General features: G+C 54.7%; 22 protein-coding genes and 1 tRNA gene. 10 read left to right on the forward strand and 13 right to left on the reverse strand.

Translation table 11 applies throughout. From position 1 onward, the window contains the following. Positions 1 to 62: 62 nt before the first annotated feature. From miaA to N1030_RS06020, 4 genes are read right to left on the reverse strand one after another with little or no spacing between them, the layout of a single operon-like run. A complete protein-coding gene (miaA, locus tag N1030_RS06005; RefSeq protein WP_420842829.1) occupies positions 63 to 986 on the reverse strand; it encodes a tRNA (adenosine(37)-N6)-dimethylallyltransferase MiaA in 924 nt (307 codons plus the stop codon). Positions 987 to 996: 10 nt separating this feature from the next. Next, on the reverse strand, positions 997 to 1,509 hold the full coding sequence (gene coaD / locus N1030_RS06010) for a pantetheine-phosphate adenylyltransferase (protein ID WP_265828303.1): 513 nt from the start codon (positions 1,507 to 1,509) through the stop codon (positions 997 to 999). Then, a complete protein-coding gene (gene rsmD, locus N1030_RS06015; protein ID WP_265828304.1) occupies positions 1,485 to 2,057 on the reverse strand; it encodes a 16S rRNA (guanine(966)-N(2))-methyltransferase RsmD in 573 nt (190 codons plus the stop codon). The genes coaD and rsmD overlap by 25 nt, the downstream gene beginning before the upstream one ends. A gap of 15 nt (positions 2,058 to 2,072) precedes the next feature. Further along, on the reverse strand, positions 2,073 to 3,680 hold the full coding sequence (locus N1030_RS06020) for an MBL fold metallo-hydrolase RNA specificity domain-containing protein (protein ID WP_265828306.1): 1,608 nt from the start codon (positions 3,678 to 3,680) through the stop codon (positions 2,073 to 2,075). 204 nt (positions 3,681 to 3,884) lie between these two features. Between N1030_RS06020 and N1030_RS06025 the strand changes: the two genes are divergently transcribed. The 3 genes from N1030_RS06025 to N1030_RS06035 all read left to right on the forward strand — a co-directional run bounded on the left by N1030_RS06025 (position 3,885) and on the right by N1030_RS06035 (position 6,583). Beyond that, positions 3,885 to 4,541, forward strand: a complete 657-nt coding sequence (locus N1030_RS06025) for an LOG family protein (protein WP_265828307.1) — start codon at positions 3,885 to 3,887, stop codon at positions 4,539 to 4,541. A gap of 4 nt (positions 4,542 to 4,545) precedes the next feature. After that, positions 4,546 to 5,097 (forward strand): tRNA adenosine(34) deaminase TadA, encoded by a 552-nt coding sequence (gene tadA / locus N1030_RS06030; protein WP_265828308.1) that lies wholly within the window; start codon positions 4,546 to 4,548, stop codon positions 5,095 to 5,097. A 193-nt stretch (positions 5,098 to 5,290) separates the two neighbouring features. Next, positions 5,291 to 6,583, forward strand: coding sequence for an HD-GYP domain-containing protein (locus N1030_RS06035; protein ID WP_265828309.1), 1,293 nt, complete (start codon positions 5,291 to 5,293; stop codon positions 6,581 to 6,583). A 123-nt stretch (positions 6,584 to 6,706) separates the two neighbouring features. Here the strand turns inward: N1030_RS06035 and N1030_RS06040 are convergent, their stop codons facing one another. Then, entirely contained in the window at positions 6,707 to 7,282 is a 576-nt protein-coding gene (locus N1030_RS06040; RefSeq protein ID WP_265828310.1) for a rhodanese-like domain-containing protein, read from the reverse strand. A gap of 406 nt (positions 7,283 to 7,688) precedes the next feature. Here N1030_RS06040 and N1030_RS06045 point away from each other — a divergent pair. The 6 genes from N1030_RS06045 (at position 7,689) to N1030_RS06070 (ending at position 12,650) form a co-directional block, all read left to right on the forward strand. Next, positions 7,689 to 7,784: transfer RNA gene (locus N1030_RS06045), tRNA-Ser, on the forward strand. A 343-nt stretch (positions 7,785 to 8,127) separates the two neighbouring features. After that, positions 8,128 to 8,577 (forward strand): GIY-YIG nuclease family protein, encoded by a 450-nt coding sequence (locus N1030_RS06050; protein ID WP_265828312.1) that lies wholly within the window; start codon positions 8,128 to 8,130, stop codon positions 8,575 to 8,577. 306 nt (positions 8,578 to 8,883) lie between these two features. Continuing rightward, on the forward strand, positions 8,884 to 9,288 hold the full coding sequence (locus tag N1030_RS06055) for a PPC domain-containing DNA-binding protein (protein WP_265828313.1): 405 nt from the start codon (positions 8,884 to 8,886) through the stop codon (positions 9,286 to 9,288). 5 nt (positions 9,289 to 9,293) lie between these two features. After that, positions 9,294 to 9,887: an ECF transporter S component gene (locus N1030_RS06060; RefSeq protein WP_265828314.1), complete on the forward strand. Its 594-nt coding sequence runs from the start codon at positions 9,294 to 9,296 to the stop codon at positions 9,885 to 9,887. A 21-nt stretch (positions 9,888 to 9,908) separates the two neighbouring features. After that, positions 9,909 to 10,709 carry an energy-coupling factor transporter transmembrane component T family protein gene (locus N1030_RS06065; protein ID WP_265828315.1) on the forward strand — a complete coding sequence of 267 codons (801 nt, stop codon included), beginning with the start codon at positions 9,909 to 9,911 and terminating at the stop codon, positions 10,707 to 10,709. Positions 10,710 to 10,781: 72 nt separating this feature from the next. Further along, on the forward strand, positions 10,782 to 12,650 hold the full coding sequence (locus N1030_RS06070) for an ABC transporter ATP-binding protein (protein WP_265828316.1): 1,869 nt from the start codon (positions 10,782 to 10,784) through the stop codon (positions 12,648 to 12,650). Between the two features lie 49 nt (positions 12,651 to 12,699). Here N1030_RS06070 and N1030_RS06075 read toward each other — a convergent pair whose 3' ends face one another. Beyond that, entirely contained in the window at positions 12,700 to 13,776 is a 1,077-nt protein-coding gene (locus tag N1030_RS06075) for a hypothetical protein (protein ID WP_265828317.1), read from the reverse strand. A gap of 476 nt (positions 13,777 to 14,252) precedes the next feature. Next, a complete protein-coding gene (locus N1030_RS06080; protein WP_265828318.1) occupies positions 14,253 to 14,699 on the reverse strand; it encodes a Ros/MucR family transcriptional regulator in 447 nt (148 codons plus the stop codon). 853 nt (positions 14,700 to 15,552) lie between these two features. On the opposite strand from N1030_RS06080, the gene N1030_RS06085 reads away from it, so the two are divergent. Further along, positions 15,553 to 15,819, forward strand: coding sequence for a hypothetical protein (locus N1030_RS06085; protein ID WP_265828319.1), 267 nt, complete (start codon positions 15,553 to 15,555; stop codon positions 15,817 to 15,819). 171 nt (positions 15,820 to 15,990) lie between these two features. Here N1030_RS06085 and N1030_RS06090 read toward each other — a convergent pair whose 3' ends face one another. From N1030_RS06090 to N1030_RS06115, 6 genes are all read right to left on the reverse strand, one after another. Then, on the reverse strand, positions 15,991 to 17,733 hold the full coding sequence (locus tag N1030_RS06090) for an ABC transporter substrate-binding protein (protein WP_265828321.1): 1,743 nt from the start codon (positions 17,731 to 17,733) through the stop codon (positions 15,991 to 15,993). Between the two features lie 108 nt (positions 17,734 to 17,841). After that, entirely contained in the window at positions 17,842 to 18,120 is a 279-nt protein-coding gene (locus tag N1030_RS06095; protein WP_265828322.1) for a DUF2160 domain-containing protein, read from the reverse strand. A 22-nt stretch (positions 18,121 to 18,142) separates the two neighbouring features. Further along, positions 18,143 to 18,946 (reverse strand): carbohydrate ABC transporter permease, encoded by an 804-nt coding sequence (locus tag N1030_RS06100; protein WP_265828323.1) that lies wholly within the window; start codon positions 18,944 to 18,946, stop codon positions 18,143 to 18,145. Continuing rightward, entirely contained in the window at positions 18,946 to 19,815 is an 870-nt protein-coding gene (locus N1030_RS06105) for a carbohydrate ABC transporter permease (RefSeq protein WP_265828324.1), read from the reverse strand. Before N1030_RS06105 ends, N1030_RS06100 begins: the two co-directional genes overlap by 1 nt. A 10-nt stretch (positions 19,816 to 19,825) precedes the next feature. Further along, positions 19,826 to 20,923 carry an ABC transporter ATP-binding protein gene (locus N1030_RS06110; protein ID WP_265828325.1) on the reverse strand — a complete coding sequence of 366 codons (1,098 nt, stop codon included), beginning with the start codon at positions 20,921 to 20,923 and terminating at the stop codon, positions 19,826 to 19,828. 12 nt (positions 20,924 to 20,935) lie between these two features. Further along, the gene (locus N1030_RS06115) at positions 20,936 to 22,018 is read right to left on the reverse strand and encodes an ABC transporter ATP-binding protein (protein ID WP_265828326.1); all 1,083 of its coding nucleotides are present in this window, start codon (positions 22,016 to 22,018) and stop codon (positions 20,936 to 20,938) included. Positions 22,019 to 22,089 lie beyond the last annotated feature (71 nt).

The raw sequence follows: 22,089 nt of genomic DNA on the forward strand, positions 1-22,089 counted from the left end.
CGACCCTCAGGGCTCACAGCCCATCAAGCGTCCGGACTACGCGCAACGCACCTGCAAGCCCCCTACCCGTGTTGCTCCAAAAATTTCTCCACCAGTTCATCCATGACGGCAAAATCCAAGGCCCCCACCCAGTTGATTTCCGCATCGCGCCGGAACCATGTCAGCTGCCGTTTTGCATACGCGCGCGTGTTCTTCAGCCAGAGCGCCTTGCATTCTTCCAAGGTCAGTTCGCCGGTCAGATGGCGGTAAACTTCCGCACAACCAATGCCGGACCACCCCGGAGCCTCAGGATTATCACAGTGCTGACGGGCAAGTCTCCCCTCTTCCAGCGCCCCGAGTTCCAGCATGATATCAATACGCCTGCCCAGCAACGGAGTCAGCTCATCCAACGTGGTATGAACGCCCAGCCGAAGCCCCACATAGGGCGTTGGCTCCATGGGCTGCGCGTGCCACCAGCTGAAGGTCTTCCCCGTTCCCTCATGGACTTCAAGGGCACGGCAGATACGCTGACGGTCATTGGGGTGAATTTTTGCGGCATAGTCAGGATCAATGGAGGCCAGACGGGCATGCAGCGCTTCCGGTCCGTGCAGATCGCACTCTTGTTCGAAACGCACCATGAGTTCGGGATCCACCTGCGGAATTGCGGCAAGGCCTTCCAGCAGCGCCTTCAGATACAGGCCGGTCCCACCCACGAGCAACGGCAGGCGGCCTTCCGCACGGGTCTGCGCAATGGCCTCGGAGGCCATATCCATGAAGCGTCCTGCGGAAATCTTCTCTTCCGTAGCCAGAAAGCCGTAGCCCCTGTGCGGGCAACGGGCCTGTTCCTCGGGAGAAGGCTGAGCCGTGATGATGGGAAAATCACGATAGACCTGACGGGAATCCAGGTTCACCACACTTCCGGCAAAGCGCTCTGCCAGATGCAATGAGGCCGCTGTCTTGCCGGCCCCGGTGGGGCCGACAAGGCATATAACGGGAATTTGTGTCATGATACTGAAACTACATATTCAACGGATAAGGATACCCGTACTTTTCGCGCAGCTTGCGATAGACATTGTCCGGCACCAGTCCCTTGATGTCTCCACCGAGCTTGGCCGCAGCCTTGACGATGGTGGAGCTGATGTAGAGCCACTGGTAGTCGGTCATGAGGAACACGGTCTGGATGTGCCGCTTGAGCTTGCGGTTCATGAGCGCAAGCTGGAATTCGTATTCGAAATCGGAAACAGCCCGCAACCCGCGCAGAATCACGCAGGCCCCGCGGCGTTCCACATAATCCACAAGCAGGCCGGAAAAAGGCTCGACGGTGATGTTGTCATCCCCCTTGAACACCTCTTCCGCCATGGCCACGCGCTCGGTAATGGAGAACAGCGGCGACTTGGGGGTATCATTGGCAACAGCGACAATGACCTTGTCGAATATACGACGGCCACGCTTGATCAAGCTCACGTGTCCGTTGGTCAACGGATCGAAGGTGCCGGGATAGACGGCTATCCGTTCTCCTTGGCGGTCCATAGCAATATCCTTGTCTGCCCGTAGGCCCTGTTGGCGATGAGTTCCAGATCTGGATGTTCGGCTTCCGGCGGCAGCGGGAGCTTGGACTCCACTTCCGCACAAATGAATCCGCCTTCGGCCAGCCAGCCGAAACGGAGCACAGCCTTGAGTGCCGGCGTCAGGAAGTTGAACCCGTACGGCGGGTCTATGAAAATGAGATCAAACGGTTCCGCGGCACGCTTGCTCACGACATTCTTCATGTCTTCCGCAAACACGCGGTAACGGTGCGGGGCAACGCCCAGCTTCACGGCATTTTCCGAGATGAGGGCCGCCGCCTTCTTGTTCATTTCCACAAACCAGCCCTCTTCCGCACCGCGGCTGAGCGCCTCGAAAGTCAGCGCGCCGCTTCCGGCAAAGAGGTCCAGTACACGTATGTCAGGCCAGTAGAGGCCCCGTGCCTCCAGCATGGAGAAAATGGCCTGCCGCACTTTTGATGTGGCAGGCCGATAGCCCGGCCCTTCCGTGGTTTTGAGGCTTCTGCCTCCATATTCACCAGCAATGATTCGCATGTAATCTGCAGTCCGCTATACCTGAGACAGGAAACTCAGGATTTCGCTATTCAGTTCAACAAGACGGTCGCGTATTTCGACCTGTTCCATCCAATCTTTCTCTTCAACCCTTTCAAGACGCTTGCGCAACTGAGCCATCTTGGCCTCGGTTTCCCCGATGAGGAACATCCAGTCCACTCTGGGCTGGGCGCGCAGCTTGTCCACCACGGCTTCCACAATCCTGCCGGGCTTCAGCGTAAGCTCTTCAAGGTAGTCGGGAATGTGCACGGTAAGGTTAAACTGCTCTTCGAGCAGGCCGCCAAGGGTCTGCTGCGACAATTCTTCACCATGCACCAAAAAAACTTCCATTTCGGGACGGGCGATGTTTTTGACCCAATCCAGAATCTGGCTCTGGCCCGCATGCCCCGAGAATCCGCCAATGGTAAACACCTTTGCGCGGATGGCAACATCTTCATTGAACAAACGCACTGTTTCAGCGCCATCAACGATCTTGCGGCCCGGAGTGCCTTGCCCCTGATAGCCCACGAACACGATGGAAGCGCCTTCTTTCCAGATGTTGTGACGCAGGTGGTGCTTCACACGACCGGCGTTACACATGCCGCTTGCGGAAATGATAATCGCAGGCCCTTCCATGGTGTTCAACGCCGTTGATTCATGTGTCTTCTGCGTGAAGCGCAGGTTAGGCAGATCAAGCGGGTCTTCGCCGGACTCGATGATCTTTTGCAAATCATCATCCATATATTTTGGATGCTTGCGGAAAATTTCCGTAGCACGGATGGCCAGAGGACTGTCCAGATAAATGGGCATATCCTTGGGCATCTTGCCTTCTTTTTCCAGCAGATAGAGCGTGTAGAGCACTTCCTGTGTACGTTCCACGGCAAATGCGGGAATGATGACCTTTTCACCGTGCCCGTAACTGTAGGCAATGGCTTCGGCCAGTTCCACACGGCTGGTGTTGCTATCCTTGTGATTGCGGTCGCCGTAGGTGGATTCGAGGAAAAGGTAATCGGCAATACCGGGCTGATCGGGATCATTCACCATCAGCTGATTGGGACGCCCGAGGTCGCCGGAGAAAATCATGCGCGTGCTGTCGCCGTTTTCCTTCACATGCACTTCAAGAAAGGCGGAACCGAGAATGTGTCCGGCGTCACGGTAGGTGACTTTAACGCCGGGGCAGGGTTCGAAGGACTTATTGTATTCCACCGTTTCAAAAAAACGGGAAACACGGGCAGCATCATCCTGCGTATAAAGCGGCTCAACGGGCTTTTTGCCCTTTCGGCTCTGCTTCTTGGTATTCCAGTCCGCTTCCATCTCCTGAATATGCGCGCTGTCCTGCAGCATAATTTCCAGAAGATCGCGGGTAGGCTCGGTGCAATACACCTTACCCTTGAAGCCCATGCGCGCCATGCGGGGCAGCAGGCCGGTGTGATCTATGTGAGCATGCGTTACCAGAAAGAAATCTACCCTCTCCGGTGCATATATATCAGTGTCAACGTTACGTTTTTCAATTTCCTTGTTGCCCTGATGCATACCGCAGTCAATGGCAAATCGCGCGTCGCCAGCCTCAATCATGTAGCAGGAGCCAGTAACAGTCTGTGCAGCTCCGAGAAACTGTATCTTCATGCACGTCTCACAGTAACAGGTTGGACAGTCGGGTTACTCCAGCATCGCAAATGGAGTTCACTATGGCTGCAGATTCCCCCAAGCGCAAGCAATTTCCACCCGTTGCGCCCGTTGCCGGAAACCCCTATACTTGTCGTGCGATCATGCTCTTACACCCTGTTCCGCCCATTCGCAGCAATCATTCGAGCACCTACAGGAGCCAATATGCCATCGTCCAAGCAGTATGTCATAGACAGTCTTTCCATCAAGGAATCGTGGCGACTCTTCAAGATCATGTCCGAACTGGTCGACGGATTCGAAACCCTGAGCGAACTTGAACAGTGCGTTTCCATTTTCGGCTCTGCCCGCGTCGCCCCGGACTCTCCGCTCTACAAGGAGACGGAAACGCTGGCCCGCATGCTTGTGGAAGCCGGTTACGGCGTCATCACCGGTGGCGGCCCCGGCCTCATGGAAGCAGGCAACAAGGGCGCCGCATCCGTGAATGGCACCTCCGTGGGCCTGCACATTCACCTGCCCATGGAACAGCACACCAACAACTACATGAACGTGCGCTGCAACTTCCGCTACTTCTTCGTACGCAAACTGATGTTCATCAAGTATGCCATGGCCTACGTGGTCATGCCCGGCGGCATCGGCACCCTTGACGAACTGACGGAAGCCTTTGTTCTCACCCAGACCAACCGCATAAAGCCCTTCCCCATCATCCTCTACAAGAGCGAATTCTGGAGCGGCCTGCTGGACTGGGTGAGGGACCAGATGGTCAGCGGCGGCTACATCAGTGAAAAGGAACTGGATCTGATCACCATCATGGACACTCCCGAAGAGGTGGTCGCCCACATCAAAAAGCACGTCATCATCTAACCGCATGACCACACGCAGGGAATTGGAACACCGCTTTTCGGAGCTCACCACGCTTCCTCAGGGATGGGATTCATGGGAAGCCCTGATGCGCCTCGCCATGGAGGAAGCCGACATGGCGGAAGCACTGGGCGAAGTGCCCGTGGGAGCTGTGCTGGTAGCGCCGGACGGCAGTGTCATTGCCAAGGGACACAACAGAACCATCACCGCCAACGACCCGACAGCGCACGCAGAGATTCTCGCCCTGCGCAGTGCTGCGACTGCCATGCAAAACTATCGGGTGGAAGATGCCGTGCTGGTGGTAACGCTGGAACCCTGTCTCATGTGTACCGGCGCCATGGTTCATGCGCGCGTCAGAGGCATTGTCTACGGCACCACCGACCCCAAGACCGGAGTGCTTTCCTCGCAGATGGCGGCACTGGAACTCCCCTTCCACAACCACGCCATCTGGCACAAGGGCGGTGTGCTGGCGGATGAATGCAGCGCGCAACTCTCGGCCTTTTTCAAAAGGCGACGAGAGGAACACCGGCAGCGCAAAAGCGAAATAGTCACAGAATGAACCAACGCCCTCCGGCACATCGCCAGAGGGCATTTTTCTATCCTGAACCGCCCCCCTCCATCTGCTGCAGCCTTCGATAATAAAAAGAATTCTCTCCAACATCATTGTCTATAATGGTCTCTGGCATCGTGATATGTATAAAAATGAGAGATTCTCCAGATTTCCTGTCACCATGTGCCGCATCGGAGGAGCAATGGACATTCAGATTTCACGCACCGAACTTGTCAGAACACTCGCTGCCACGCAGGATCTTGTCTGCCCTGTCGTTGCCGGACACGGCAAACGCGTCGCCGTTTTCTCATCGCTCATCGCCGAGGCACTGGGCTATTCGCAAGCCGAACGGGAACGGCTCATTCTCGCTGCCGAGCTGCACGACATCGGCTGTTTCACCCTGTCGATAAAGGAAAAACAGGACCTGCATGCCTTCGATGTCCTCGCTCCGGAAAAGCACTGCGCGGTCGGATACATCCTTCTCAGCCAAAGTGCCATGTTCAATGACATATCCCGGACGGTGCTGCACCATCACGCCCGATGGGATGCTACCAAGGGATTCGACATTGAGGGCAACCCCATTCCCCTGGATGCCTACATCATCCACCTCGCCGACAGAATCGACATAAGCATTACGGACAAGCATCAAATTCTATCCATCAAAGACAAGATCAGCGAAAACATCATCAGCCAGTCGGGAACGCTCTTTTCACCCCGCGTCGTCCGTGCCTTTGAAGACGCATCCGCACGGGACGCCTTCTGGCTGCTCGGCGTGCATTACGAGCACAGCAACCACACCATTCGGGAAACAGGCGAATTGCTCTCGAACAAAGAACTCATTGAGCTTGCGGACATTCTCACGCTTGCCATCGACTACAAGTCGCGATTTACCTCCACCCACTCATCAGGCGTAGCCGCCTCGGCTGTAAAACTCGGAACATTGGCCGGTCTGGAGGACACCCTGCCTCTGCGGCTTGCCGCCCAGTTGCATGATCTGGGCAAACTGGTTGTACCCAACGAGATTCTGGAAAAGAACGGCCCCCTTTCCGATGAAGAACGGGCAATCATAGAAACGCACCCCTTCTACACATACAGCATGCTGAACCAAGCCAAGGGGCTGAAAGAGATTGCCCGCACCGCTTCGCTGCATCAGGAAAAACTGAACGGAACCGGTTATCCTTTTAAACCAGTACCTGAAGAATATGATATCCCTGCGCGCATTCTCGCCATAAGCGACATCTTCACGGCACTCACGGAAGACCGCCCCTACCGTAGCGGGCTTTGCGAAGGCGAGGTGCTTGCAATCATGCGCAAGATGGCCGAAGAGCTGCATCTGGATCCTGAAATCTTCACTCTGGTGGAGAAGAACTTCCAGCAGCTGAACGCAGTTCGCAAGGCCGCCCAGATTGAAGCCACTAATCGATATGAAGAATTCTGGCAGGAGACCTCAGCCGTGATGGCATACATTCGCCCTGCATATCGACAGAACGCATGATAAACCGGACCGATCAACAGCGCTCATACAATTGAAAGGCGGGACACCCAAGTGCCCCGCCTTATCATTACCTCATCAAAAGCCAACGTCTCCTGTCCCGCTTGGCTCCTCGAACCCCGATCCCTATTGTTTTCTGCCCTCAGGCTCCGTCTTTACCGGGCACCCGCCGCCGCACAGGGGCACCCTGTTCCACGGCAACATGACCAGAACGCGCATCATGCCGCACACGCCGGTGAGTCCGGCAAAGACCATCCCGCCGCCCACAAACAACGGCAGGGCAAAGAAATACGGCGATGCCAGCAGGCCAAGCAAGGTAAAGAGCAGCACCATGGTTCCGGCAACCACAAGCACCTGCCGCTCAAGCGGAATGGCTTTGCGCCCCAACACCACAGGCAGACCTTCCTGCTTCCAAGCCACCATGCCGCCATCGAGCACGGCCACTTCCCCCACTTCACGCGCAAGCGCCGCAGCCGCATCTGCCGCCCGAATACCTGACCGGCACACCATGACAGGCAGCTTGCCCGCCCCGCCAAGCCCTTCCACGCGCTCGCGGCTCACTATGTCAAAGGGAAGGTACACGGAATCCGGCAGCCGTTCGGCAACCGCCTCGCCTGTAGTCCTCACATCAACCAGCACGGCCTTGCCCTGCTGAACCATATCGTACGCAGCCTTGGGGGATATTTTTGTTACAGTAGCCATATGATATCTCCTGCATCTTCGCCTGCGCGAAGCACGGGTTGCATATTGAAGAATGATAGAATTGCACCACCTTCAACATACCCCACCCGGGTCTTTTTTCAATATGTTTTGCATAGTGCAGATACGCCCACATAAGACCTTGCTGAAAGGCCTATATTGCAACAGAGGGAACGACATACGAAGATGAGAAAGAGACAAGCACCACCGCTCACAAACAGCAGGCCCCCATCGGGCATGGACAATGAACACTCCTTTCCGCCCCTCTACACACGCCCCGGACCAACGCTGTGTCGTAAGAGCTGTCGTCTCACCACACTTTTCCGCTTGCGTGTGGACGTAAAATATCTTAGAAACCAAGTCCCTTTTGGTGACAGCGCATTCATTACGCCAAACCGAAGGACCATACGGAGAGGTAGCGAAGTCCGGCCGTAACGCGCTCGACTCGAAATCGAGTTAGGGGTTAATAGCCTCTACGTGGGTTCGAATCCCACCCTCTCCGCCATTCAGAAATAATTTGAGCTACTTAGCACACAGCCAAGTAGCTCTTTTTTTATGCCCTGCGGTTCGGTTTTATGGTTCGTGGTTCGATTTGTGGTTCGATTTAGTAAAAACTGCAAAGTTGTGCCAACCGAAGCAAACCAGGCCACAGCTGACAACATCCTGATTTGACATTCATTTCTTCAGCTTCTTCTCTTCCCCCCCCAGAAACACCTCCCTACCCACCCCTGGGCGTGGCACGCAGATTCTCGGGCGGCAGATCATCCAGATAGGCGACACACATTATAGCCCAGCATTAGAGATTAGGCTAACGTGCTCCCATCACGAAGCAAACAGGAGAACCATCAATGTCCCAACTCCACCAACTTACCCAATTCGGATTCCGCCATGCTGGCTACTGGAGCATTGAAAGCCACACCCAAAAGATCAAATTCAACATATTATCTACTGACGACCTCAAGCTTACAAATGTAATATACGCTTTCACCTGCAGCAACGAGGTGCAGTACATTGGGAAAACCGTCAGAGACCTAAAAAGCCGCCTAAGCGGATACCGTAACCCCAAAGAGGGCAAAGGCGGCACAACCACAAACTACGGCATCAACCAAGAGATCAAGAAATCCCCGTCACAGTGGGATATTCATCTTCTCCACGTCACGAGCGAACAGCTTGGATACGGCATAATCGACAACAACACCCTGACGATCGAGCGATTTGGCAACATTCAAATCAACCTTGCCGAGGGGCTAGAACGCTCTCTTATCAGGGCCTTCACGCCTCGCCATAACAAATTATAACAAAAGCCCCGCCGAATCAGGCGGGGCTTCTTCATTTCTTTAAAAAGAACCAACATCCCCCACCAGCTACCTACACCTTTCCCAGCCCCACCACACTGCGTTTACCCCAAATCAATAGTCTGAGCCTATAGCAAAATACAAAAGACATTGATCCATTCAATTGGACAACACCTATCCAGAACAGTACATATCAATGATGGCACTACTCTATGTTACTGCCATAATGAACATTACAAGACCAAACACAATTGCTGGCAATCACAACAGCACGCAATACACAAGCCTTCCCATTCAAGGAATTGTTGAATGATACCCATCGCCATACGGCTTCACCCCGGACAGGACATTCTTGCTGAACTTGAAAGCATTGCCGAACTGCAAGAATACGAAGCGGCCTGCATTCTCACATGTGCAGGAAGCCTGACCAAGGCATGCCTGAGGTTGGCAAACTGCAATGAAGCAACAGAGCTGCATGGGCATTTTGAAATAGTATCATTAACTGGCACACTCTCCCGACACGGCTCCCATTTGCATATCGCCATTGCCGACGGCCAAGGCAAAACAATCGGAGCGCACCTGCTTGCAGGAAGCGCTGTATACACCACTGCCGAAATAGTGATCGGCATCCTTCCTGACATGCGCTTTCTGCGCACAATGGATACACAGACAGGGTTTCCAGAACTGGATATACAAACTATAGTCAAGGAGTAAGTGGCATGAGCTTTTTTGAACGGGTAAAACAGGATTTTTATACATTTACGTGGGTTCTTATTGCTGTTGCTATCGTATTGAATATTGTTGTCGGGCAACTTGTTTCACTTCTCAAGCTGCCCGTCTTTCTTGACTCCATAGGAACAGTGCTTGTGGGCGTGCTTGCCGGTCCTTGGGCTGGCGGTCTGGCGGGCCTGCTCACCAACCTCATCTGGGGCATGTTCACCTCTCCCGTTGCCGCAGCTTTTGCCCCCGTAGCCATGGTTATCGGCATAGCCGCCGGTTACACGGCCCGCTACAACCTGTTCCGCCACTGGTGGCTGGCCATTATCGCCGGTATTATCATCACTGTATTCAATGCCGTTGTCGCCGTGCCGATCCGCCTGTACATGTTCGGCGGCATCACCGGTAGCGGCGCGGACTTTGTCACCGCCTACATGCTCGCGCTGGGCAAGGATCTGTTCGGCTCCGTTGTCGTTACCGTGTTCACCTCGAACATTGTCGACAAGGTCGTCACTGCCGTTCTGGTATGCGGCATTATCAAGGCCCTGCCCGCAAGATTGCAAGCTCGCTTCACCCCCTGCCCCGTGGCTGGCTAGACGACACGGAGAGACACAAACTTGCAACCTGCCAGACTCACCCTCTATGTCGAGGGCACTTCTTGGCTGCATTCCCGCCACCCCTTCAGCAAACTGGCCTACATCCTGCTGACTGGGGTGGTGGTGTATTGCGCTCCCGGAGGATGGATTCCGGATGCAGCCATACTGACACTGAACATTATTCTGGCCGCGCATTGCAGAGTGCTTTTACCGCTCTGGAAGCTGAGCTGGCGCACACTGCTCCCGCTTTCCATATTCATGCTCCCCATACACGGCCTTCTGTTTCCGCATAATCACACGCCTGTCTGCACAGTGTTTACCGTTACGCTGTATGCGGAAGGTCTGCATTTCGCCGCAACCATCCTGCTGCAGCTGGCCGCCATTCTGACCGCCTCACTGCTGTTCGTATACACCACGCACCCCGCCGGCTACATAACAGCGCTCACGCAAGCTGGCTGGCCGCCCTTCGTTTCATACCTCTTGGGCAGCCCCCTGCTCATGCTTCCGGCAATGCGCGCCCGCACGGCAACCATTCAGGCTGCCCAGCGCGCACGGGGGCTGGATTCGGAGGCGGGCATTACAAGCCGGATTCGCGCCTTGGCTCCGCTGGTCACCCCGCTCGTGCTCGGTGCCTTTGCAGAAGTTGAACAACGGGCCATAGCTCTTGAACTACGAGGCTTCAGCAGTACCACCCTCAGAACAAGCCTGCGCGAAGTACAAGACTCTTCGCAGGAGCGTCTTGCCCGACGGCTCATGCTCGTCACATCCACAGGTCTCATTCTTTATGCCCTGACCAAACACTACCTCGAAGACTTCATATAGCGAGCAGCCCAGCAATCCGTACTCGCGCCAATGCGATCAGCTATACGGCGTTCCCCTGAAAGACAGACACCCATGACACGAAAGCCCATACTCGCTCCCCTGCCCTCCTCCGAGCCTCTCAGAGACGCCATAGAGATCGACGATCTCAACTTTACGTATGCCGGAGTCTCTGCGCCCTCGCTGAGCGGGATTACACTGCGCATACGTGCCGGTGAATTCGTCGGGCTTGCCGGGCGCAACAACGCGGGAAAATCCACCCTCTGCCACGCGCTTGCCGGAGTCATCCCCCATCTGGTCAGGGGTTCCATGCAGGGAGCAGTGCGCATTTGCGGAATCGATACAACCAGCATGAATATGCCCGATCTGTCCGCCCGCATCGCCTTCGTGATGCAAAAACCCGATCAACAACTCTCCGGCATGCGGTTCACCGTACGGGAGGAAGTCGCTTTCGGCTTGGAGAATCAGGGAATTGAACGCTCCGAAATGCTGCAGCGAATCAACGCCGCCCTTTGCATGACAGGACTTGAAGCGCTGGCTGACCATTCGCCCCACCATCTATCCGGCGGCCAACTGCAACGGCTGATGCTTGCGGCGGCCATAGCGGGAGACAGCCCCATTCTGGTGCTCGACGAACCCACAACATTTCTTGACCCCGCCGGAGAACTGGCCATGCTGGACCTGCTGCGCCAGCTTTGCGACACAGGACGCATTGTCATACTGACAAACCAGCGCCCCTGCAGCTTAGCCGCCCACGCCGACAGAATCCTCGTCCTGCACGAAGGAAAACTGGAGCTGGATGGCACGCCGCGCGAGGTTCTCACCTCTCAGCGTCTCCTCTCCACTGGATTGGGGGTTCCACGATATACCCAAATATCCCGGCTGGCCCAACAACACGGAATATGGGGAGTCCCCGCAGCCGCAGACGCCACAGAGCCTGCTCCGGCCATCACGCTTGAACAGACGCTGGCCGGACTGAAGCACCTCCGCCAAACGGCTGCCCAGCCGCCTACTCTGGTGCCTGATCTGATGCTTGCGGAAGAAAGCTTTCCTCCCCGCCCTGCTGGCGACACAAGGGGCATTTTCATGGAAAAGGTATGCTTCAGCTACGAAACCGGACCGGAAGTGCTTACGGACATCACCCTCAGCATAGGCAACACGCCGCAAGGAGCCGCTGGGGAAGCATGGGCTTTACTGGGACACAACGGCTCCGGCAAAAGCACACTTGTCCGGCACTTCAACGGCCTGCTCAAGCCCTTGCGCGGCACGGTCCATGTGAATGGCACCCCCACCTCACAACGCAGAGTGGCGCAGGTTGCGCAACACGTTGCCCTGCTGTTCCAGAATCCGGATGACCAGATATGTAAGAGCACCGTGCAGGACGAGGTGGCTTTAGGACCACGCAACCTTGGCTATCAGAAAGAGCAGGTACAGCGGCTGGTAGAAACATCGCTCCATGCAATGGGACTTACCGGCATGGAGCGCTATAATCCCTACGATCTGGGGCTGAGCGAGCGCAAACGCTTGGCCATAGCCTCCGTACTGGCGATGGATACGGACATTGTGGTGCTGGATGAACCGACTGCCGGTCTTGATGCAAGCGAAATAGCCCTGCTTGAAGCCGCCATACGCCATTTGACCGCATCCGGAAAAAGCGTCGTCGCAATCAGCCACGACATGGATTTTGTAGCGGAGAACTTCAGCCTCGCCATCTGCCTGGAGGCTGGACAAATTCGGTACCAGGGACCGGTAGCCAACTTGTTCACGACTCCTTCACTCTTGCAGCAATGCGGCCTGATGGCTCCGCAGGTGATACAGGCAGCCAACGGTTGCGGCGTAACGCTGGAAACCATCACACCGGAGGCGTTGGTTGAACGCCTGACAACCGGAAGCGCCCTAAGGGATCTGCCACCAGAACAGCCGACGCAGACATTCCCTGAATAAGAAACCCCGCCTGTTGGCGGGGTAGACTTTCTTTCCGGAACGCCGTCAGCTATCCGACCTTATAAATACACCTGCCTTCACGGTAGATGGAAACGGGCCCGTCTTCCGACACCTTTACGGCAACACCATACTTCGAGGCCGCTGCGGCCGCAGTGGAGCGCCCCCCGCCGCCGACTTCGTCCGTAGGAGCCTTGGAGGTGTCGACAATGGCGTTGATATCCAGCACCTGACTGAAATCGCTGGAAAAGACGACCATGCCGTCCGTGGTGAGAATGCGTAACAGTTCACCGGAATCGGCAACGACCCGGATGCCGCACATCTTCACGCTCCGCCGGATCGCCTCAAACACCCCACTCCCGCTGTCGATATGCTTCTTGACGAACCCTTCGTTCTCGATCTGGTCAAATCTGTCCGTAAACAGCACTACAGATCCTTTGCGAATCTTGGAAAGCGAGTAAAAACACTTCCACGGCTCAACATCATACGCACTGCCGCACACTGCCTTGTCGATGACGGAGCAATCGAAGATCCTCCACTTGCCACGCCTGTAAACAATCCTCGACTTATTACTCTTGAATATCTCAACATCGGAAAATGCATTGATGCCAATGTAAAACAGGGCATCCCTCTCCCCTTCCAGAATGGACAGAACCCGCTGGCCTGTAATCTTGTCAAAGGAGTTCATGATACTTGCATCAATATTATAGTACCCTTTCACAACGCCGTTCACGTCACACGCATAGCAGGAATCGTAACCGTCAACATACCTGTAGAAGGCTGCGTCGCGCATAACTGCATCGTTCAGCACAATCCCCTTGCTTTCCAAACCGGAAAAACTGATGAACTCGGCACCATAGCGGGAATAATCGAAATCCCCTCTGCCATCGAACACCAGCAAGCCCGTCTTAACCGAACTGCCCTCATATTTCTCGAAACTCAGGCTTTTGATGTTCTGGATTATCTTGAACACTCCGTGCCAGTGAATGCCGCCCACAAACTTGGCAATGGCAATATCAATAACGGACATGGTTGCCATGGCGCTGCTGTAAGCCGCATCAACTTCACAATGAAAGTCATCGCTGAACACACTGTCGAAAACGTCTACCACGTGATCCAGAAAACGCATTTCCAACTCAGAAAAACCAACCCCTCTGAAGAACTGCACCTCCTTATCACCACGCAAGATCGCATAAGAGGGCTCCCCCTCACTTTCCTGCCACACGTCAGCCACACTGCACTCGCATCCCAGGGCAATCTCAACATCATTCAATACAGAGCGGAATGTATCTGAACCCAAAAGCATTCTTCACCTCGGTCAAGACTGGAAAGCTTGTGAAGCCGAATCAGAAGCGGAAGAACAAAACCGACAAACCCTCTTTCGGCAATTCCGCACTTCTATCGCAGAGAAAGCCCAAGGGCAATCAAGGCTGTTTCATATAACCTGCAAACTGCAATAAACTTCGGAAAATCGAAGCAAAGCAATACAACACAACTATTCTGTTCCTCTTTCGGCACAACATATTCCTGCTGCCAAAAACAAAAACTCCCCGACACCGCAGCATCGGGGAGCACAAAACAATAACCAGAATTATCTGAAAAAGGTTAGGCCTTCTTTTCAGCCTTCTTGCCGCCCTTTTTACCGCGGCTTTCCACCTTTTCCCAAATCTTCATGGAAGCCATCTTTTCCTTACGCTGCTTGGCAAGGCTCTTACATACAAGAGCGGTGCCCTTCTTGTAGCCGTGCTTTTCACGATATTCGTTAGGAGTAAGACCATGGGTTGCAAGATGCTTCTTGCCGAGAATCTTGAAAGACTTACCGCATTCAACACAGATAATGGCGTTCTGCTTGATTGCTTTCTTGGGATCAACAACAGGACCTTCAGCTACTTCTTCTGCACACTCTTCAACTTCTTCGCATGCAGCAAGCTTGGCCAGGCCTTCGGCCAGTTCCTTTACCATGGAGATCATCTCGGCAGGGGTCATCTGCTTAACGCCGGCCTGAGCCTGAACCATGGACATGGCCTGATCAAAGAAAGGGCTAGAATTCATATGTGGCACCTCATTTTGGGGTTAATTGCTGCGCACATTTAAACACATTATTCTTAAATGTACATAACTTTTTTTTGTAAAAACACCAATAAATATTCACTTACATGATACTTATAAAGCATCTTGCAAGTAAACACTCCCATCATAAACCGTAGTTATGTGAATTATCCTGCACATCAGCCCCCCTTGCATAAATCGATATTACCTACAGAAATACAAGAAGTTACACCATGAAAACATAAAGAATTTGCCAACCTCTTCGAACGACTTAAAGACAGTAACCGATGCCTCTTCCCCATGAATGATACAACCCAGCCCCACACCACTTAGCGACAAACCAAACCGCCATCAATTCAAAGTGATACAACACCTATCCAACACCCGAAAAAGCGGCCATCAACCTGCATGACATCCATAGGTACAGCCATGAAATCCACACCTAAAAAGGCAGCAAAATGGCTATAGAATAACTAAAGCACACACACGCCCCAGCCCTCGAAAAATGGGAGCTTGCGGCGTTTTTCTTCGCTTTCCCCTTTGCCTTTCACAAGGCGGCGTGCTAGAGCATTTTTCAGCGACGGGCAAGCCAAACCGCCATGGAGCATGGCGCTACGGCCAAGGCAAAACAGCCCTCCTGCCGCGCTACAGTTCGTTCTTTTATCCGGGAGTCGGACATTGTCAGGACTCCCTGTTTTATTTGCCTGAGCGGTTGCTCTGCCACGCAACCACTGTCAAGGTATGTACGAGACGAGCAGAATTGCATATGATCGCTTTGCCCTCATAAGGTGGGCAGGTATGCACGCTTAACGTATGTACCTTTAGAAAACGACTTGCCAATTCGAGAGGAAATCACATGGTCGACCCTAGAGATGTAAACTACGTACTGGACTACTTGATATCGGGCACCCGAAACGCAACCACCCCCGGGGGCAAGAAGTCCTACAAGTTTAGCATCGCGGACCTTGCTGAAGATTTGGACTACGCCGACGACGAAGCCGCAAATATTCTGCAACACATCAATGCCAGCACCAAACTCTGGCCGGCGGACTTTGAAACGGCCGGTAAGAAGCTTGCCATTCCCAACTCCGCACTGGATGATCTGAAAAAACTGCGCGGATAAGGATAGTATCTTTTCCGACCTGAGCCCCTGCATACATGCGGGGGCTTTCTTTTTTGCCTTGCAACTGAACCGATCATCCAGCCCTTCAATCACAACCCGCAGCTCTTCATGCAAAAAGGGGCACCCTTTCGGGTGCCCCTGATCATCTTTCAGAAACGGAACGTCTGCGAACTATTTCGCGCGACCTTCCTTCCAAGCCTGAATGAGCTTGTCGTAGTCAAGGGTTTCACCCTTGGGCTTTTCGTTGGCAAGCTTGGCCTTGGGAGCGCCGGGCTGGTTCAGCCAGTAGGCATCGTCCTTTTCGGCATTCAGCTTGGGACCGCATTCACCCAGAACGTTGGAACGCTCAAGGCGCATGAGGATCTTGTCCTGTTCACGGGCAAGGTTATCCATGGCGGTATCAACGGTAACTTCACCGGCAACGGCTTCACCGATGTTCTGCCACCACAGCTGAGCGAGCTTGGGATAATCCGGAACGTTGGTACCGGTGGGGGTCCAGGCTACACGGGCGGGGCTGCGGTAGAATTCCACCAGACCACCCAGCTTGGGAGCGCGGTCGGTGAAGGACTGGTGACGGATGTCGCTGTCGCGGATGGGGGTCAGACCCACGTGGGTCTTCTTCAGAGAAGTGGTCTTGGCTACGCAGAACTGTGCGAAGAGCCAAGCGGCCTTACGACGATCAACAGGAGTGCTCTTCAGCAGAGTCCAGGAACCGCAGTCCTGATAACCGAGCTTCTGGCCTTCTTCCCAGTAAGGACCATGGGGAGAGGGAGCCATGCGCCACTTGGGAGTACCGTCGGCGTTAACAACAGGGGTACCTTCTTCAACCATGGAAGCGGTGAAGGCAGTGTACCAGAAAATCTGCTGGGCCACGTTACCCTTCGCAAGGCTGGGCAGGGACTGATAGAAGTCCATGCCAAGGGCACCGGGAGGTGCGTACAGACGCAGCCATTCCATGTACTTGCGCAGAGCGTACTTGGCAGCAGGGCCGTTGGTTGCGCCACCACGGGAAACGCTGGCACCTACGGGCTTGCAGCCATCAACACGGATGCCCCACTCGTCAACGGGCTTGCCGTTGGGCAGGCCCTTGTCGCCGGCACCGGCCATGGAGAGCCATGCGTCGGTGAAGCGCCAGCCGAGGTCGGGAGCCTTCTTGCCGTAATCCATGTGACCGTAAACGGCTACGCCGTCGATTTCACGAACCTGGTTGGTGAAGAATTCAGCGATGTCTTCATAAGCGGACCAGTTAACCGGCACGCCCAGTTCGTAACCATACTTTTCCTTGAAGGCCTTCTTCAGCTCAGGCTTCTGGAACCAGTCGTAGCGGAACCAGTACAGGTTCGCGAACTGCTGGTCGGGCAGCTGATACAGCTTGCCGTCAGGGCCGGTGGTGAAGGACTTGCCCATGAAGTCGTCGATATCCAGAGTAGGCAGGGTAACATCCTTGCCTTCGCCGGCCATCCAATCGGTCAGGTTCACAACGTGACCGGAACGGAAGTGGGTACCGATAAGGTCAGAGTCGTTAACATATGCATCAAATACGTTCTCGCCGGACTGCATCTGAACCTGCAGCTTTTCGATAACGTCACCTTCCTGAATCAAGTCATGGGTGATCTTGATACCGGTGATTTCGTAGAATGCCTTGGCGAGAACCTTGGATTCATACTCGTGGGTGGGAATGGTTTCGGAAACAACCTTGATTTCCATACCGCGGAAAGGTTTACCGGCTTTGATAAACCACTCCAGTTCCTTCATCTGATCAGCCTTGCTCAGCGTGGAAGGCTGAAACTCCTCATCAATCCATTTCTTAGCGGCAGCTTTGTAGTCTGCATCACTGGCGGCAACACCAGCACCTGCAAAGCTCAGGAACGCCGTTATCAGCGCCCCTACCAAGAAGACATGCCTCAGCTTCATACATACCTCCGTGTTGATGAAAAAGAGAACTCCAGTAACTCCATTGATCGGCGGCAGCACCGCCGGATCGTTCACCCCTATTGCATGTCGCTCCATGCGCTGCGGCAACTAGCCCCAGCGCTGGACGGCAACAATGAAGCCCACGGAAAACACAGTTGCAATCCAGACAGGCAGGTCGGTAAAGCCCACCCAGGCCAGATGGATATATGCACTGCTCAGCAATCCTATGAAAAGACGGTCACCGCGGGTGGTCACAATGGGCAGCAGCCCCTTGCGTTCCACATTGGGCGAGAAGATCTCCCAGCAGGTCATGCCGATCAGCATAATCACAATAACAATAAAAAAACCAGCAGTAACAGGCGTCCACGCCATCCATTCCATATCCATGTCCGGCTCCTTTGCCTGAAAACTAAACCCGGCCGAGGGCAAAGCCCTTGGCGAGATGGTTACGCACAAACCAGATGACCAGCGCGCCGGGCACGATGGTCAGAATGCCAGCCGCGGCAAGCAGGCCCCAGTCAAGACCGGTGGCGCTTACGGTACGGGTCATGGTGGCAGCAATGGGCTTGGCCGCCGTGGTGGTCAGGGTACGCGCCAGCAACAGTTCAACCCAGCTGAACATGAAGCAGAAGAACGCGGTTACGCCGATACCTGCACGGATAAGCGGAATGAACACGCGCAGGAAGAAGTGCGGGAAGGTATAGCCGTCAATAAAGGCGGTCTCGTCAATCTCGCGCGGCACGCCGGACATGAAGCCTTCCAGAATCCATACAGCCAGAGGCACGTTGAACAGACAGTGGGCAAGGGCCACCGCGATATGCGTGTCGATAAGGTTGAAGGTGGAATACAACTGGAAGAAGGGCAGCAGGAAAACCGCGGGCGGAGCCATACGGTTGGTCAGCAGCCAGAAGAACACGTGCTTGTCGCCGATGAAACGGTAGCGGGAAAAGGCATAGGCCGCGGGCAACGCCGTGACCAGCGAAATGACCATGTTCATGGTCACATAAATGATGGAGTTTATGTAACCGGAATACCATGAAGGATCGCCGAAGATCTTCATGTAGTTATCAAAGGTGGGGTGTTCCGGATACATGGCAAAGGTGCCGAGAATGTCCGCGTTGGTACGCAGCGACATGTTCAGCATCCAGTATATGGGCAGGAACAGTACCATCAGATAGACGGCAAGCATTATGTAACGTTTACGTATCTTCATTACTTGTCTCCCGTGCCCACGGCCTGCAGTGCCTGGTAGAAAAGCCAGCAGAACAGCAGGACAATAAGGAAGTAGATCAGCGAGAACGCGGCAGCAGGACCAAGGTCAAACTGCCCCACCGCAACCTTCACCAGATAGATGGACAGGAAGGTCGTCGAGTTACCGGGACCGCCGCCCGTAAGGACGAAGGGCTCGGCGTAGATAAGGAAGCTGTCCATGAATCGCAGCAACAGCGCGATGGTCAGAACGCCGCGCATCTTGGGCAACTGGATATACCGGAAAATGGCCCAGGCGGATGCGCCGTCGATCTTGGCTGCCTGATAATAGGCTTCCGGAATGGCGCGCAGGCCCGCGTAGGCCAGCAGCGCAACCAGCGGCGTCCAGTGCCACACTTCCATCAGCATCACGGTTACCCACGCGTCCACGGGACTCGCCGTATGGTCGAATGGTATGCCGAAGTTATTGATGGCCGCACCGAAGAGGCCGATATCCGGTCTGGTAAAGATGATCCAGATGGTGCCGATGACGTTCCACGGAATCAGAAGCGGCAACGCAAGCACAACCAGACAGGCCGAGGAGCCCCAGCCCTTCTTGGGCATCATCAGGGCGATGCCTATGCCCAGCGGCATTTCAATGAGCAGCACCAGCCCCGAGAACAGGAGCTGACGCCACAGAGCCTCGTGCAGGCGGCTATCTGAAAGCACGTCCTTGAACCATTCGGTGCCGATGAAGAACCGCTGTCCGGGGCCGAAGATATCCTGCACGGAGTAGTTCACAACAGTCATCAGCGGAATGACCGCACTGAATGCAACAATGATAAAGACGGGCAGAATGAGGAACCACGCCTTGTTGTCTTCCCATTTATTCATAGCGTCCTCCCTACCCTACCAGTCGTTCATTGAAGTAGAGCTTGGTTCTGTCGGCAGGAAAGGTCAGCCAACAGGCTCCGTCGGAAATCGTGCGGCTGTCGCTAATGCGGGCCTTGATTTCCTGCCCGCCGAACTGGACCGTCACAATCCTGCAGAAGCCCTGATCTTCCACAGCCAGCACGCGCCCTTCAAAGGCCGGAGCATCGCCGCACGCTTCGCGGGTGGCATGCACCCCTGTGTACATGGGACGGATACCCAGCTTGAAGTCAGTGCCCAGCTTTCCGGCACGCTCGCCGTACCCTGCCAGAAGCGGAATGGCTGATCCGTTTACACGGGCAAAGTCGCCATCAAGCGTACACTTCATGAAATTCATACCGGGGCTGCCGATGAAGTAACCGACAAACACATGCTCGGGACGCTCGAACAACTCTTCGGGAGTTCCCGTCTGAACGATCTCGCCTTCATACATGACCACAATCTTGTCTGCGAAGGTCATGGCCTCCACCTGGTCGTGGGTCACGTAGATCATAGTGAGACCGAACTCGTTATGAATCTCCTTGAGCTTGCGGCGCAGTTCCCACTTCAGGTGCGGGTCAATAACGGTAAGCGGCTCGTCAAAGAGAATGGCCGCCACGTCGCTGCGCACCAAACCCCGCCCGAGGGAGATCTTCTGCTTCGCGTCAGCGGAAAGCCCAGCGGCCCGCTTTCCGAGATCCGCGGAAAGCTCCAGCGTTTCTGCAATCTTGCGGACACGCGCATCCACATCCCGACTGGAAACGCCCCTGTTCCGAAGCGGAAAGGCAAGGTTGTCGTACACCGTCATGGTGTCGTAGAGCACGGGGAACTGGAACACCTGCGCAATGTTGCGCTGTTCCGGCTGCATGGAGGATACATCCACGCCGTCATACAGAATCTGCCCGTGCGAAGGCTTGAGCAGACCGGAAATAATGTTCAGCATGGTAGTTTTGCCGCAACCGGAAGGACCGAGCAGTGCATAGGCCCCGCCGTCATCCCACGTGGTATGCACGCGCTTGAGCGCAAAATCGTCTTCGCTCTGCGGGTTGGGCTTGTAACTGTGTTTTATTTCATTCAGATCAATACGAGCCATGGTCTTTCTCCGCTACCTGCCGTGCTTCGGCGCGACAAGCAGATTGCCCGCCTTGTTGAACACATAGAAATCGCCGGGGTGCGCATACACGGAAATACGGCTGCCCACCTTATGGGTATGCACGCCTTCTTCCTGCACAACATACGATGCGTTGCCGTGCATAAAATGTATGAACGTTTCCGATCCGTTGATTTCCGCCAGTCCCACAGTGCCGGTAATGGGGAAATACCCCTCGCCCAGATCAAAGAGTGAAAGCTTGTTGGAACGAATGCCGAAGGTATACTCGCCCTTGGGCAAAGCGGCGATTTCCGGCGTCGAAGGAAGACACAGGTCTTCACCGAAACGGTTGCATTTGTCTTCAATGACAACGGGAATGAAGTTGATAGGCGGATCGCTGAAGACTTCAGCCACCTGCATGTTGGCCGGATTCTGGTAGACTTCCGTTGTAGGACCAACCTGCAGCACGCGTCCTTCATGCATAACAATAACGTTACCGCCGAGCATCAGGGCTTCCGTGGGTTCGGTGGTCGTGTACACCACAACCGAATCACGCTGCCCGAATATCTTCTGCAGTTCGTCGCGCAGTTCCTCCCGCAGCTTGTAGTCCAGATTCACCAGCGGTTCGTCCAGCAGCAACAGGTCGACATCCTTCACCAGAGCACGGGCTATGGCGGTACGCTGCTGCTGTCCGCCGGAAAGCTCGGCAGGCAGACGATCCAGCAGATGGTCAATGTGAAGCATGGCAGCAGCCTCGCGGACACGCTTGTCCACTTCGGCCTTGGGAACGCCCTGAATCTTCAGAGGGGAAGCAATGTTGTCGTAGATGGTAAGGGAGGGATAGTTGATGAATTGCTGATACACCATACCGATGTTCCGGTCACGGACGGACATCCCTGTCACATCCTTGCCGTTGGCAACCACGGCACCTTTACTCGGCCTGTCCAGTCCAGCCATTATTCGCAGCAGCGATGTCTTGCCGGCCAGCGTTCTTCCGAGCACCACATACCGCGAGCCCGGATCCAGTTGCAGGGAAATGTCTTTGAGATGAACTTCCTGCCCTACAAATTTGGAAACATCCTTGAGTTCTAAACCCATACAAAGCACTCCAAGTATACACTATCGGCTATATAGCCCACACACACGCCTTCAACTTGGGTAACAATCGA

The organism is Desulfovibrio mangrovi (assembly GCF_026230175.1).
GTDB classification, from domain to species: Bacteria; Desulfobacterota; Desulfovibrionia; order Desulfovibrionales; family Desulfovibrionaceae; genus Halodesulfovibrio; species Halodesulfovibrio mangrovi.